General features: G+C 49.4%; 14 protein-coding genes. 12 read left to right on the top strand and 2 right to left on the bottom strand.

Annotation, left to right across the window (positions count from 1 at the left end):
• Positions 1 to 64: 64 nt before the first annotated feature.
• From ACTRXG_RS06445 to argS, 8 genes are all read left to right on the top strand, one after another.
• On the top strand, positions 65 to 1054 hold the full coding sequence (locus ACTRXG_RS06445) for a substrate-binding domain-containing protein (protein ID WP_474284358.1): 990 nt from the start codon (positions 65 to 67) through the stop codon (positions 1052 to 1054).
• Complete coding sequence (locus ACTRXG_RS06440) at positions 1051 to 2499, top strand: sensor histidine kinase (protein ID WP_474277965.1); 1449 nt, start codon at positions 1051 to 1053, stop codon at positions 2497 to 2499. The genes ACTRXG_RS06445 and ACTRXG_RS06440 overlap by 4 nt, the downstream gene beginning before the upstream one ends.
• Positions 2496 to 3872, top strand: coding sequence for a response regulator transcription factor (locus tag ACTRXG_RS06435; RefSeq protein WP_474284357.1), 1377 nt, complete (start codon positions 2496 to 2498; stop codon positions 3870 to 3872). Before ACTRXG_RS06440 ends, ACTRXG_RS06435 begins: the two co-directional genes overlap by 4 nt.
• Positions 3873 to 4015: 143 nt before the next feature.
• A complete protein-coding gene (locus ACTRXG_RS06430) occupies positions 4016 to 5332 on the top strand; it encodes an ABC transporter substrate-binding protein (protein ID WP_474284356.1) in 1317 nt (438 codons plus the stop codon).
• A 90-nt stretch (positions 5333 to 5422) separates the two neighbouring features.
• The gene (locus tag ACTRXG_RS06425; protein WP_474262428.1) at positions 5423 to 6367 is read left to right on the top strand and encodes a carbohydrate ABC transporter permease; all 945 of its coding nucleotides are present in this window, start codon (positions 5423 to 5425) and stop codon (positions 6365 to 6367) included.
• The gene (locus tag ACTRXG_RS06420) at positions 6367 to 7185 is read left to right on the top strand and encodes a carbohydrate ABC transporter permease (protein ID WP_474262374.1); all 819 of its coding nucleotides are present in this window, start codon (positions 6367 to 6369) and stop codon (positions 7183 to 7185) included. The genes ACTRXG_RS06425 and ACTRXG_RS06420 overlap by 1 nt, the downstream gene beginning before the upstream one ends.
• A 159-nt stretch (positions 7186 to 7344) precedes the next feature.
• Positions 7345 to 7782, top strand: coding sequence for a YwiB family protein (locus tag ACTRXG_RS06415; RefSeq protein WP_322525549.1), 438 nt, complete (start codon positions 7345 to 7347; stop codon positions 7780 to 7782).
• A 4-nt stretch (positions 7783 to 7786) separates the two neighbouring features.
• Entirely contained in the window at positions 7787 to 9457 is a 1671-nt protein-coding gene (argS, locus tag ACTRXG_RS06410; protein WP_474284355.1) for an arginine--tRNA ligase, read from the top strand.
• Positions 9458 to 9498: 41 nt separating this feature from the next.
• Here the strand turns inward: argS and ACTRXG_RS06405 are convergent, their stop codons facing one another.
• Positions 9499 to 10959, bottom strand: a complete 1461-nt coding sequence (locus tag ACTRXG_RS06405; RefSeq protein ID WP_474277976.1) for a carbon starvation CstA family protein — start codon at positions 10957 to 10959, stop codon at positions 9499 to 9501.
• A 182-nt stretch (positions 10960 to 11141) separates the two neighbouring features.
• On the opposite strand from ACTRXG_RS06405, the gene ACTRXG_RS06400 reads away from it, so the two are divergent.
• Positions 11142 to 11627, top strand: a complete 486-nt coding sequence (locus tag ACTRXG_RS06400; RefSeq protein WP_474262370.1) for an N-acetyltransferase family protein — start codon at positions 11142 to 11144, stop codon at positions 11625 to 11627.
• Between the two features lie 345 nt (positions 11628 to 11972).
• Here the strand turns inward: ACTRXG_RS06400 and ACTRXG_RS06395 are convergent, their stop codons facing one another.
• Positions 11973 to 12164 carry a hypothetical protein gene (locus tag ACTRXG_RS06395; protein ID WP_022794603.1) on the bottom strand — a complete coding sequence of 64 codons (192 nt, stop codon included), beginning with the start codon at positions 12162 to 12164 and terminating at the stop codon, positions 11973 to 11975.
• Between the two features lie 193 nt (positions 12165 to 12357).
• On the opposite strand from ACTRXG_RS06395, the gene ACTRXG_RS06390 reads away from it, so the two are divergent.
• From ACTRXG_RS06390 to rpoE, 3 genes are all read left to right on the top strand, one after another.
• Entirely contained in the window at positions 12358 to 12633 is a 276-nt protein-coding gene (locus tag ACTRXG_RS06390; RefSeq protein ID WP_474284354.1) for a YhdT family protein, read from the top strand.
• A complete protein-coding gene (gene panF / locus ACTRXG_RS06385) occupies positions 12630 to 14081 on the top strand; it encodes a sodium/pantothenate symporter (protein WP_474281075.1) in 1452 nt (483 codons plus the stop codon). Before ACTRXG_RS06390 ends, panF begins: the two co-directional genes overlap by 4 nt.
• A gap of 161 nt (positions 14082 to 14242) precedes the next feature.
• Entirely contained in the window at positions 14243 to 14779 is a 537-nt protein-coding gene (rpoE, locus tag ACTRXG_RS06380) for a DNA-directed RNA polymerase subunit delta (protein ID WP_474262366.1), read from the top strand.
• Positions 14780 to 14855: the final 76 nt, after the last annotated feature.

The following is a 14855-nucleotide window of genomic DNA, read 5'->3' as shown; positions in this document are numbered from 1 at the left end:
GCGATTTTTGGAAAAAGTTATATAATAATTTGTAAACGGCTTCAATAAAAGGGGGAGCTCGGTGGTGGGCGAACGGAGGAAGGGTTGGATGTTTGCTGTTTTCTTTCTCGGCTGTCTGGCCAGCCTGGCGGCAACCGTTTATTTTGGTACGAAGGCTTTTTACGTGGAGCCGGTAAATTCAGAGGAAAACGAAGTGTACCAGACGAGAGCAGCGCTCATTATGGAAGAAGCAGGAAATCCCTACTGGGAACAGATTAAAGAGGGCGCGACTGAAGCCGGAGAAGAAGCGGGCATTTACGTCGAAACTTACGGGCCGTCTAAAGCGGATAAAGATGAGCAGCTTGAAACGATGAACCGAATGATTGAAAGCAATGTAGACGCCATTATCACCCAGGGTATTGATGATCCTGTTTTCAGGGAGCTGGTACAAAAAGCGCTCGAAAAGGGGGTGCCGGTCATCACTGTAGACAGCGACGTATCGGAAAGCGGGAGGCGTGCCTATATCGGGACGGATAATTATGAAGCCGGGATTTTGGCAGGTGAAGAGCTGCTTCGGAATACAGAAGGAATGCAGTATGTCGGCATCGTTTCCGGAAGTGCAGAAACGGTCAATCAGCAGGAGAGGGTGGAGGGATTCCGGGATACTGTAGAAGCAAGCAGCCGCGTAGAAATCAAGGATATCGGGTATTCCGGGATTTCCGAGATCGGAGCCGCCCAGGCCGCTTATAGTTTATTAAAGGAGAACCCTGCCATTACGGCGCTGTATGGCACAAGTGCTTTGGATGCTGTCGGCATGGCGCAGGGAATCGAAGAGATTGAAGGGGTCGGCGACCTGTATGTGATCGGGTTTGATACACTGCCCGAAACAGTACAGCTGCTTGAAGAGGGCACAATTGATGCCACGGTCCGTCAGCACCCCGTGCAGATGGGGGAGCAGGCGGTATATGATGTGGCACGGCTGAATCAACAGCAGTACGTGCCGGCGGTACAGCATACAGACACCGTTATTTGGAGAGCTTCTGAAGCTGCCCGGGAAGGGGGAACGGAGCGGTGATACGGTCTATTCGTTCGAAAATGCTGTTTTTTTCCTTTGCGTTTATCCTGCTGTTTAACGCAGTAGCAATCGGTATTTACTGGAGCTCAGAGCGTATTACTAATGAATACAGTTCGAGCTTTGACCGCTTTGTATTACTGAATTCCATTTCCCGGCAGGCCGAAGAGTGGACAGCAGCGACGCAGCAGATAGCGACCAACCCTTCACAGGAAACATGGGCCGCTTATTATCAGGCATCAGGGGAAATGAAAGCACTGACAGAAGAGCTGGGTAATGAAGAAAATCAGCCTGGATCCGTCGAAATGCAGAGCTACATGCAGCTGCTTGATTCACTCGAGCAAAACAGCGAAACGACTGCCGGATTTGTGCTTCAGGGGGATATCGAAAAATACGGAAGCAATCTCGCAGAAACCGAACAGTCGAACGCATATATACAGGAAAGCACCCTGACCCTTATCGATCAGTCCCTAACAGAGTACCAGCAGCTGTATGCCCAGCTGCAGGAGCGCAATACCTCGTTTCGCTATTTTATTATATGCTTGTTTGCCACGTCGCTATTGATTGCTGCTTTTATCGCCTTCCGTTTCTCTTCAAGCATTACAAAGCCGGTCGGCGAATTATCCCGGGCAGCAGAGGAAGTATCACGCGGCCACTTTCAGGGGGAGCCTCTCCGTATCCGCTCCGGAGACGAACTGGAGCTTCTCGGCCGTACGTTCAACCGTATGCGGACAGACATTCATACGTATGTCGGCGAAATGGAAAAAAAGGCAGAAATGGATCAGCTCATGAAGCAGCTGGAGCTGAAGCATCTGCAGAACCAAATTAATCCGCACTTTTTATTCAATACCCTGAACACGATTTCAAAAATGGCTTATTTGGAAGATGCGGAGGAAACGTCGGAATTGATAGAGTCTGTTTCTTCCCTGTTGCGCTACAGCCTTGGAAATATCGAAAAAGAAGTAACACTTCGGGATGAGCTGGAAGTGATCCGGAGCTACTTTCATATACAGGAAACTAGGTTCCGGAACCGCTTGTCTGCGCATATTGAAATTGAAACAGATGAGCTTGATGTCCCGATACCGAGATTGACGCTGCAGCCGGTAATCGAGAATGCCTTTATTCACGGAGTGGAAGGAATGGAGGAAAATGCTGAAGTACGTGTGCAGGTGCGTCTGGAGAACAGTCAGATCGTCGTCCGGGTGATGGATAACGGTAAAGGAATGAACGAGCGGCAGCGCCAGCAGCTTCTTGGTGCGGGGGAAGAGCAGGAAGCGCACGTTGGTCATTCCACTGGTCTTGGCATGCAGAACGTACGCAGGCGTCTGGAATTATTCTTTCAGGCCGGGCAGCTTGTGGATGTAGAATCCGTGCCGGCACGAGGCACCACGGTAAAGCTGTGTATGCCGGTCAAAGAATGGCAGAAAGCAGGGGGGCAGGCAGGATGATACGACTTTTGATGGCAGAGGATGAATGGCTTGAACGTAAAGCGATGAAAAAGCTGATAGCGGCGCATTTACCGGAAATCACAGTGATCGGGGAGGCAGAGAACGGGCTCGACGCAGTGGAGCAGGCTATCGAAAGTAAGCCGGACATTGTGCTGATGGATATTAAAATGCCGGGATGTAACGGCCTCGAAGCCATACAGCGCATTCAGAAGGCGGCAGCCGGTATCCATTTTATTATGGTTACTGCCTATGATTCCTTCGACTATGCCCGGGAGGCGCTCGGACTGGGCGTAAAGGAGTATTTGCTAAAGCCGGGCAAAAAAGAAGAGACTATTCAAACACTCATACGTGTGCAGGCGGCAGTGAACCGCAGCAGGCTGGAGCAGAAGCAATACAGAAGCAGAATGCAAAAGCTCCTTTTCCAGAGCGTCTGTCACGGAGAAGCGTACGAAAACCATGCCGATCTTCTTACAGAAGCAGTGCCGGGCTGCTCATACGGTTTTGCAGCAGTCATGCGGGAGGAGGAAATGCCGGAGGATATAGAAGAAAGAATAGCCCAGTGGACCAATGATTCTTTTCTTACAGACCGTCAGCCGGGCGGCTGGTTTCGGACTTTTTTCTTCCATACGGGCAAAAACAGGGGATCTGAAGAGATCGAACGCCTGCGCCGCCGCATGCATTTTGAACTCGGGGAAAAAGCAGCGATAGGGGTTTCTGAAAAGGAATACGACATGAAACAGCTTTTCCAGGCTTATGTGGAAGCACTGTCCAGTCTTGAAAAAGATCAGTACGCGCTTCCGGAACAGAGCAGCGAGTGGGTCTCCTCCATTGTGAATGCACTGCGGACCGGGGAAGAAAAAGCTGCCGTCTATTATTGGAGCGAATGGTGGAACACCCAGCCCCAAAAATCATCCAGGAGACATTTGTGGCTTCAGCTTGAAGAGCTGGTTAAGGAAATGGGCGGTACACTAGAAGAGAACATGCCGTCGGATACTGCGGAATGGAAGCGTCTCCTTCATATTGTGGGAGCATACCGGGGGCTCCATTTTCGGGAGCATCACCAGATTGAAAAAGTAAAAGCCTACGTTAAAAATCACTATGCCAAGCCGCTCCAGCTTGAAGATATGGCAGGATATGTGCAGTGGAGCCCTGCATATTTTTCCCACCAGTTTAAAGAAGTAACCGGAGTGTCATTTGTTGATTACGTCACGCGTGTAAGGATGCAGGAAGCAAAACGGATGCTTCAGGACCGCGAACGACCGTTAAAGGAAATCAGCATCAGTATCGGGTACAAAGACCCTAACTATTTCAGTCGTGTCTTTAAAAAGCAGGTGGGATGCTCTCCAAAACAATATCAGCAAGGCAAAAAGTAATAGGATAAAGTAACCTAAAAATAATGCAGATAATCAAAAGATTGTATAGAAAATACTTCCATACAATCGCAGGAACCTAACTTATAATCAAAATTGTAAGCGTTATCATAAAATCATATTTATTCCTGCGAGGGGGAGGGTTCATGTTGAAAAAGAGTGTTGGTCTGGTAGGAAGTTCATTGCTGCTGTTCGGTTTGGCAGCCTGTGGGGGAGGCGGTTCGGATTCCGGCTCCGGTTCGGAAAATGAGGGCAGCTCCGGAGGCTCGGGGGAAGGTGGAAGCGACGCCGAAGTAGAAATCTTCAGCTGGTGGACGGGCGCTGGCGAGGAAGACGGCCTGATGGCTTTAATCGATATGTTTGAAGAGGAAAATCCCGATATTTCAGTGGAAAACGCCGCTGTAGCCGGTGGTGCCGGTACAAATGCTAAAGCAGTGCTCGCCACAAGAATGCAGGGTGACGACCCGCCATCCACGTTCCAGGTGCACGGCGGAGCTGAGCTGAATGACAGCTGGGTGGCAGCAGACAAAATGGAGCCGCTCAATGATTTTTACGAAGAGGAAGAGCTGAATGACAAGTTTCCGGAAGAGCTAGTGGATATGGTCAGCTCGGATGGCGATATCTACTCCGTACCGGTCAATATTCACCGCGGCAACGTCATGTTTTACAACATGGAAGTGTTTGAAGAAAACGACATCGAACCGCCAAGTGATATCGACGAATTTTTTGAAGTCGCAGAAGAGCTTGAAGCTGCAGGAGTGACGCCGCTTGCAATGGGTGATAAAGAATCCTGGCCGGCTACACAAATTTACGAAAACCTGCTGCTTGCCAACCTTGGTCCGGAAGACTACGAAGCTCTTTGGGAAGGGGAAGTCGGCTTTGATGATGAGCGCGTAGCAACAGCCACTGAACAGTTTGGGAAAATGCTTGAATATGTAAACGAAGATCACGCTTCGAGAAACTGGCAGGACTCAGCGCAGATGGTTGCAGACGGGGAAGCTGCCATGATTAACATGGGTGACTGGGCGAAAGGCTATTTTGTAAACGACCTTGGCCTGGAAGTGAATGAAGGCTTCGGCTACACGCCGTTCCCTGGAACATCGGAAGAATTCATGGTCATCACTGATACTTTCGGTCTGCCAAAAGGGGTGGAAAATCCGGAACAGGTTAAAGAATTCCTGAGCGTCCTCGGTTCGAAGGAAGGACAGGACGCGTTCAACCCGTTAAAAGGATCGATCCCGGCACGTGTGGACGCGGATGAGTCCAAATACGACGAATATGGCCAGGATACGATGGAAGACTTCCAGGAGACATCGCTTACGCCAAGTCTTGCGCACGGTTCAGCTGCCTCTGAAGGCTTCGTGACGAAAGCGAACCAGGCCGTAAATATCTTTGTTACTCAGGGCGATGAAGAGAAATTGATGGAATCGATGCAGACAGCACTTGAGGAAGAACAGCAATAGGATGAATTAACAGAAAAAAGCCCCGTGCCGGTGAAAGCGGTGCCGGGCTTCTTTTGTTCAAAGGAGGGATGGAAGATGGCCGACGAAGTAATGGACAAAACAGCAGCAAAAGACCGGGTGAAACGTAAAAAAGCAGTCAGGGACCGCTGGTGGGCCGTGGCGTTTATCGCTCCCTCGTTTTTACTGGTCGCTGTATTTGTATACGGATTTATCGGGTGGACAGGGTACGTCTCGCTCAGCAACTGGAACAGCCTGACACCGGACTTTTCTTTTGCCGGGTTCGCAAACTATATATACCTGTTCCAGGACTTCCGTTTTCAGGCGGATTTAAGGAACACTCTGTTTTTTACACTTTTATTTATCGGGTTTGTGATTGTAAGCGGCCTCGGCCTGGCGGTGCTTATCGACCAGAAGTTAAAAGCCGAAACGCTTTTTCGCAATATTTTTCTTTTTCCAATGGCGCTTTCCTTTGTCGTGACGGGGGTCGTCTGGCAGTGGCTTTTGAACCCGTCCACCGGCTACAATACATTTTTGGCATTCTTTGGTATCGAACCGCTCTGGTATACCGACACGAATATTCTGGGCGGCTTTCAGTGGGGGAGTATTGAATTCGGTCTTCCTGTTGCTATTATCGCGCTTGTCATAGCGGCCGTCTGGCAGATGACCGGCTTTTCCCTGGCGATGTACCTGGCCGGTCTGCGGGGCATTCCGGAAGAGCTCCGGGAAGCTGCCCGGGTCGACGGGGCGTCAGAGTGGAAGGTATACATGAAGGTAGTCATTCCGCTGCTTCTGCCAATTACAGTAAGTGTTGTTATTATCATGGCGCACATTTCGCTGAAAATATTTGACCTTGTTTACGCGATGACCGGCTCGGGGGCGAATTTCGTAACTGACGTTCCGGGCGTATATATGTTTGAAACCACATTCCGTGCCAATTACTATGCAAACGGGGCAGCCATCGCCATGGTAATGCTCATTCTGGTCGCTGTATTCATCGTACCGTACTTACTCGCCAATCGAAGGAGGGAAGGCTGATGGCCATTCGATTAACGCCGGTGTTCAAATACGCACTCGCCATTTTTATGTCGCTTTTGTTTTTATCACCGATCTACGTCATCGTAGTAACCAGCCTGAAGCCGCTCGATGAAGTGAGTCTCGCTACGATGTGGGCGTTTCCGACAGCGATCGACTTTTCAAGCTACGCGGAAGCCTTCGCTGCCCTGGCTCCGAACCTGGCGAACAGCTTTTATCTGGTTATTCCGGCAACGATTTTATCCGCGCTGCTCGGGGCGATGAACGGATATGTGCTGTCCAAATGGAAGTTCAAGGGCTCGGAAATTCTTTTTACCGTGCTGCTGTTCGGGATGTTTATTCCGTATCAGAGCATCCTCATTCCGCTCATCCAATTTCTCAGGAGTATTGAATTGTACAACTCGATTCCGGGGCTGATTCTCACCCACGTCGTGTACGGTCTGCCGATTACGACCCTGATGTTTAGAAACTTTTATGCCAACATCCCCGATACAATGATTGAAGCAGCGAAAATTGACGGCGCGGGTTTTCTGCAGATATTCCGGCGCGTCATTATTCCGCTATCCATTACGGGATTTGTCGTCGTGGCCATCTGGCAGTTTACGAACATCTGGAATGAATTTTTGTTTGCGGTAACGATCACAAACGCAGACAGCCAGCCGGTTATGGTGGCGCTGCAGAATTTATCCGGCAGCCAGATCGTGCAGTGGAACGTGCAGATGGCCGGTGCTATGCTTGCCGCCCTGCCGACGCTTATAGTCTATATTGTGCTTGGAAGATACTTTGTCCGCGGTCTGCTTGCCGGCTCGGTTAAAGGGTGATCAAAGCTTCTCTGCTCCGGCAGGGGAGCTTTTTTGTCTGCAGGCTTTTCAAATGATCAATTTTCCCTTCTCAATGCGTGAAGTCGTGTTAAAATAAGACAGTGATTAACCGGAACGTTAAAAGCGAGTATGTGCAGGCATAGAGAAAGGTGGCTCATCGTGGCAGACACAGCAAAGACCCCGGTAAAAGTCGCTATGACAACCAATATGCAGCAGGAAGATGAACGTGAAACCATCCAGCTGAACGCAGATGGCGAAATGTACGAAAAGCAGGAATGGACGTATGTCCGGTTCGAAGAAGAGCTTGAGGGCATAGGAAAGGTACAGACCACGCTGAAAATCGGAAATGCAGAGGTCATGGTACTCCGAAGCGGGGCCGTGGCCATGCGTCAGGTATACGCGTACGGCGAGCGTACCGAAGGCACCTACGACATGGGCTACGGCCGGCTTCATACAGAAGCGGTAACAGACCATCTGGCTGTGACAAAGGCCAACCTCGGCTGGGTGATGCATATTGATTTTCATTACCGGCTGGTACTGCAGGGGACGCCGGTAGGGCGTTACGAAATTTCGATCGTTATTGAGGAGGACGCATAAGCATATGAATATAATGGATCAGGTGAAAGAGCAGTTAAAAACAGAAATTGCGGCGGCAATTGAAGCGGCTGGACTTGCCCGGGGGGAGGACGTCCCGGAGATTGTGCTTGAAACCCCGAAGGAAAAAAGCCACGGGGACTTTGCCTCGAACGCAGCGATGAAGCTCGCAAGCGTGGCAAAAAAAGCACCTCGGGCGATCGCCGAAGATATTGTGAACCACTTAAACACAAACAAAGCCTCCGTCAAAGAGATTGAAATTGCGGGCCCCGGCTTTATTAACTTTTTTATGGATAACCGTTATTTGATTGATGTGATTCCGGAAGTGCTTGATCAGGGGGCAGAGTATGGCCGCTCTGATGTTGGAAAGCAGAAAAAGGTTCAGGTGGAGTTTGTATCGGCGAATCCGACCGGCAATCTGCATCTCGGGCATGCCCGCGGCGCGGCCGTTGGGGATTCGCTCTGCAACATTCTGGACTTTGCCGGCTACGACGTGACGCGTGAATATTACATTAACGATGCCGGCAATCAGATCGTAAACCTGGCAAGATCGGTCGAAAGCCGGTACTTTGAAGCCCTCGGCATGGAGATGGAAATGCCTGAAGGCGGCTATCAAGGAGCAGACGTGCGCCAGTTCGGCGAAGAGCTTGCAAGCGAACAGGGAGACCGGTTCGTCCACGTCGAGGAAGAGGAAAGGCTCGAGTTTTTCCGCGAGTACGGCCTGAAGCGTGAAATCGAAAAGCTGAAGCAGGATCTTGAGCAGTTCAGAGTCCGTTTTGATGTGTGGTATTCGGAAACCTCTCTTTATACAAACGGCAATGTTGAAGAAACGCTGCAATACCTGCACGACCAGGGAGAAACATACGAAGAAGACGGGGCGGTATGGTTCCGTTCGAGCCGTTACGGGGACGATAAAGACCGTGTACTTGTGAAAAACGACGGTACCTACACGTATCTGCTGCCGGATATTTCGTATCACCGGGACAAATTCAGCCGCGGCTTTGAAAAAGTTATCAATATCTGGGGAGCAGACCACCACGGCTATATTCCACGTATGGAAGCAGCGGTACAGGCGCTCGGCCATGATAAAGAACAGCTCGAAACGCAGATCATTCAGATGGTGAACCTGTTTGAAAACGGCGAGCGTGTAAAAATGAGCAAACGGACCGGGAAGGCAGTAACCCTCCGGGATCTAATGGACGAAGTCGGCATTGACGCCACCCGGTATTTCTTTGCGATGCGGAGTCCGGACACTCACATGGACTTTGACCTGAGCCTGGCTAAATCAGAGTCCAATGAAAATCCGGTATACTACGTGCAGTACGCTCATGCACGGCTTTGCAGCATTTTCCGTCAGGCGGAGGAGCGCGGCATCACTTTTGATCCGAAAGCCGATTTGACGCCGATCCACAGTGAAAAAGAAATGGACGTGCTGAAAAAAATCGGGGAATTTCCGGAAGAAGTGGCGATTGCAGCGGACAAATATGCTCCGCACCGCATGACCACCTATCTTCATGAACTGGCCTCTGCGTTTCACAGCTTTTACAACGCAGACCGCGTGATGGACGCGGAGGACGAGCCGAAAACCCAGGCAAGGCTCGTACTGGCGAAGGCAGTCCAGACGACAGTTCAGAACGGTCTCGATCTTATCGGCGTGAACGCGCCGGAAACGATGTAATAACGACGAAGGCACCGCCCGAAATGGGAGGTGCCTTTTTGTTATGCTTTCGCGGGAGCTTTTTCATAGGCGGATTCGATCTGTTCGTCGACTGGGAACCTGGTTCCCACATAGGCTCGGGCCCGTTTAACAAACAGGGCGATAACAATCAGTGTTCCGACAGCTGCAATAATATAACTCAATTCCATCGGAAGTCCGAAGCCGATCGGCGCGTTCAAAATGTAGGTGAACGTCGCCATGGTCATGAACGTGGCTGGAATCGAAGCGACCCAGTGGTTTTTCCCGGCGAGCACGAGGTACATGGCACCGACCCACAGGGCGATCATGGCGGTGGACTGGTTGGCCCAGGAAAAGTACCGCCATAAAATGGTGAAGTCCATGTTCGTTAAAGCAAACGAAGCGACAAACAATGGAAGCGCGATCCAAAGACGGTTCGGCATTTTCTTTTGATTGATCCGGAAATAGTCCGCAATGATCATCCGGGCACTTCTAAACGAAGTATCCCCGGACGTGATTGGAAGAACGATAACCCCAATGACTGCGAGCGTACCGCCGACAGCACCAAGCATCGTCATGGAAACTTCACTAACCACAGCTCCGGGACCGCCGGCAGCGATGATTTCATTCAGGGACACGCCGTTAAAAATGCTCATGGCAGCAGCGGCCCAGATCATGGCGATGATGCCTTCGGCGATCATCATGCCGTAGAAAATTTTTCTTCCGCTGCCTTCGCTCTGGGTGGTGCGGGAGATAATTGGTGTCTGGGTAGCATGAAAGCCGGAGATAGCCCCGCAGGAAATAGTTAAAAACAACAGCGGGAAAATAGGCGCCTGATCCGGGTGCATGTTTTGGAACGAAAGCTCCGGAATCGGCTGTCCCTGAACGATAAGTCCACCTCCGATACCGACAGCGCTGAGTAGAAGGAGCGCCCCGAGAATCGGATAGATCTTGCCGATGATCTTATCGACCGGAAGAAGCGTTGCGAGAGTATAATAGGCGAAAATAACGGTAATAATAGCAGCAAGGCCGATTCCTGCTGGAAGAATACCGCTCAGCAGCTCAGCAGGAGCAGTGACGAAAACGGTTCCAACTAATAATAGAAGAAGCACGGAAAACCCGTTTACAATATGTTTCATCGACTTGCCGAGAAATTTGCCGGCAAGCTGAGGAAGGTGGGCGCCACCGTTCCGGATGGAAATCATTCCGGTTAAGTAATCGTGCACCGCTCCGGCAAATATAGCGCCGAACACGATCCATAAAAAAGCAACTGGGCCGTAAAGAGCGCCCATAATCGGACCGAAGATCGGGCCGACGCCTGCAATGTTCAGCAGCTGAATCATGGAATTCCGCTTTGTCCCCATAGGAAGGTAGTCCACGTTATCCTGTTTAGTGAAGGCAGGAGTCGCCCGTTTTTCATTTGTAGTGAATAATTTTTCAATAAAAGCGCCATATGTAAAATAACCGATAACCAGTAATGCTACTGCGATGATAAAAGTAATCATGATGTCGTCCTCCTGGTAAATTTGAATACGCTTACAGATTAGTTATACAATTGGAAATCATAAACGTCAAGCAGAAAATGAAGCAGGTCCGCGCGGTTTTTATTGCAGATAGGAAGGGTAAATAATGGTAGATCGAGAAGAATAACAGGAAGACATGCTACCATGCAGAAGGAGGAAACGATATGGCCGTAGTTATCCGTTCGATGGAGTATAAAGACTTGGACCGAATCCGTGAAGTAGCAAGAGACTGCTGGTATGACGCCTATGAGGGCATTATTCCGCTGCCGGCCCAGGAGATGTATTTAAGTCAGGCCTACAACGATGAGATGTTAATGCGCCGAATATCCAAGCATACCTCCAAAGTAGCTGAAGTGGACGGGAAAGTCGTGGGATTTTCTGATTTAGGACCGATCGACGATAAGCGAAGCTGTAAAATGTCTGCTATGTACCTGCTTCCTGAATATCAAAGCCAGGGGATTGGAAAACAGCTGTTTGACGAAACGCTGATGGAAGAGCCGAATGCTAAAAAGATCCGCGTCTATATAGAGGAAAAAAATACACGCGGTCAGAAATTTTATGAAAAACAGGGATTCGAGAAAAAGGAAAAGCTTCAGGGGGAATTCGGCGGCTATCAGATTCCGATGCTGATTATGGAGAAAGATATGTAAAAGAAAAGCGGAGGAAGCCTGACCAGCGATGCGTACCCTGGAAGAGCTTTGGAAAATTGGCTTTTTCACTTTGACAAAGGTCTGAAGGGATGCGACATCGTTGGCTTCCGGAGCTGGACAGAGAAAAACGCGATTGGCGAATAGAGGAAACAGTAACACCCGGGTTAAAGGAAGTTCGACTAAGACCGCTACGTCCTGTAGCAGCGTCGAACTGAAATCACGAATGGATTGGGCTGGTAACGCATGGAGCTAGACATGGCCTGCCCCCGGGTCTGCGCTTTTATAAAATAAAAAAGCTGCTCCTCTTTTGTGAGGAAGCAGCTTTGCACTTGATAGATGATTATTTTAATGGGTTACTTCATTTTTTAATAGAACGATGCGGTGGTAAGGAAATTCTTCTTCTTTTCCCACAATTGGATAATCACTGAATTCTACAATAACCGTGCGTTCAAATTCAGAAATAACTTTCATTTCATATCCTTCATAATGAACGACTTCTCCAGGTTCGAATTGGTCAAATTGTTTTTCGCCAGCCATTTACATCAACACCTTTTGACTTTATTAAATTACATTACCCTTTTTTATAATGATTAAACATCACTTGAAAGTACAGGCATAATACGTATATTCTCGTGAAACAGGAACGATTTGTCAATATAGTTGCAGCAGACTTGTAAATCAGCTAAACTAATTGAAGTTTTTGAAGGAACGAAATAAATGGAGGATGATCATGAGCCTGGAAGAAAAAGAGAGAAAGCTGCAGCAGCTCACAGCCAGGGAAGCGCTTCTTGGTGTTGCTATTGCTGTAGGCCATTTTATTTGGTGGTTTGGTTTTGCATATGGGCTTGGGGGCAGAGACCCTCAGAATTATCAATACATACTGGGTATGCCTGACTGGCTTTTTTACAGCTGCGTACTCGGACCGGTGCTTTTACTCGTTACTCTTTGGTTTGTCGTAAAGTTCGTCCTCCGCGATATTCCTCTTGATCAGGAGGAAGACCGATGAATATAGAAGTGATTGTACCATTAGTCGTTTTTTTACTTTTTACGTTTGCGATCGGTATCTGGTCGGCTAAAAAAAGGTCGGGTGCCGCTTCTTTTCTTCATGACTACTATTTAGGAAGCCGTGAGCTTGGAGGACTGGTGCTGGCCATGACAATGGTTGCGACGTACGGCAGTGCGAGCAGCTTCGTTGGAGGTCCCGGCATTGCATACGACCGCGGGCTTGGCTGGGTGCTGCTATCCATGGCGCAGGTGGTTACCGGCTATTTCACGCTGATGATCCTCGGGAAGCGGTTTGCCGTCATGGCCCGCCGGTACCGGGCTGTCACACTGGTGGATTTTCTCCGCTCCCGCTACAATAACGGGCTGGTTGTCATTTTGGGAGCATTCAGCATTGTAATCTTTTTATTTTCCGCTATGGCCGCCCAGTGGGTAGGTGGAGCGAGACTGATCGAATCGGTCACCGGCATGAGCTATCAGGCGTCCCTGTTTCTGTTTGCAGCAGCGGTGCTGTTTTATGTAATCATCGGAGGCTTCCGGGCAGTGGTGGTGACAGATGCGGTACAGGGCATTATTATGGTCGTCGGTACGCTGATCATTTTTACCGCTACACTGATAGCCGGGGGCGGCATGAACAATATCATGACCTCCCTGTATCAGGAAAACCCAAACCTCGTTACACCGTTTGGCGCAGACGGGGATTTAACCGCACTCTATGTATCGTCATTCTGGATTTTAGTCGGTGTGGGAGTGGTCGGACTGCCCCAGGTGGCAGTACGGGCGATGTCATATAAAAGCTCGGCTGCTATGCACCGTGCGCTTCTTATCGGAACGGCAGTGGTTGCTTTTATGATGTTTGGAATGCATATGGCCGGTGTGATGGGCCGCGTCGTCGTCCCGGGCATTGAAGTTGCCGATACCGTTATGCCGGAGCTGACGATGAGCGTTCTTCCCGGATGGCTGGCTGGTATCGTGCTGGCAGCACCCATGGCGGCTATCATGAGCACCGTGGATTCTCTGCTTCTGATGATCAGCTCCTCAGTAGTCAAAGACGTATACATTAACTATATCAGGCCGGACGCTTCGGAAAACAGAATACGCCTGCTGAGTCTGATTGTTACAGCAGCAGTCGGCATTATCGTGGTAGCTATTTCGTGGAGCCCGCCGGAGTTTTTAATCTGGCTGAATCTGTTTGCCTTTGGAGGGCTGGAAGCCGCGTTTATCTGGCCAATCGTTTTAGGGCTGTATTGGAAAAAGGCAAATGGATGGGGAGCGCTTGCAGCGATGATTACCGGTATCGCGTCGTACATGATTATTTCGATCTGGCTCCCGGGGTGGCTCGGTATGCACGAAGTAGCCATGCCTGTTCTATTTTCGCTTGCAGCGTTTGTACTCGTGTCTCTTGTTACAAGCCGGCAGCAGAACGAATGGACGCCTCTGGAAAACAATTAGGCAGACGGCCGGTAAATTCTATCAGTAAGAATTGAATAATAATTATGGAATTTTCCTTCGAAATATGTTTATAATTTTAGGTATGAATTTTCGTAGCGATGAAGCGATTAATATAAAGGAATCAGCATAAGGGCATGTTCGTGAAAAGGAGCGATGAAGCTGTGAAAATAAACGAGTTGAGCGAAGAAAAAGTAAGGGAAATGTCTTCGATGGAGCTGGCGTATATGATCCTCGAAGAAGAGGGCGGAGCATCAGGCTATACGAGAGTTATGGACCGTCTGACGGAATTAAAAGGGTACACAGAAGAGGAAAGAAAAAGCCGGATGATCAAATTGTTTACATCCATGAATCTGGATGGACGGTTTGTGCATCTGGGCGAAAACCACTGGGGTCTTCGCGGATGGTATCCTCTCGATCAGTCAGATGAAGAGCTGAGCCATACAGTACAGGGTTCCGATGAGCTTGCTGAAGAGATTGATCCGGAGGAAGAAACGTATGACGACGACCTTGTGGATATCTCTGATGACCTGGACGCCATCTCTAAAAAAGACGATGCCGATGAAGACACGTTTGATGATAACGATCTTGAAGGCTTTGAGCCGGGTAACTCGGGACCAGGCTTCGACGAAGATGAAGAAGATGAGGAAGAAGACAGTGGAAGCGACAATACAGAGGAAAGTGAAGAGGAGAACCGGTAATTTTATCGTGGTGGAATCTTGACTTTCGAAACTCGTATAGGTACAATCATTTTTGGGCTGTGACGTAAAGGTGAAA

This window comes from Marinococcus sp. LNSP9103-4, from assembly GCF_056034345.1.
The sequence above is the reverse complement of the archived record's forward strand: the minus strand, read 5'-3'. Positions and strand labels throughout refer to the sequence as shown.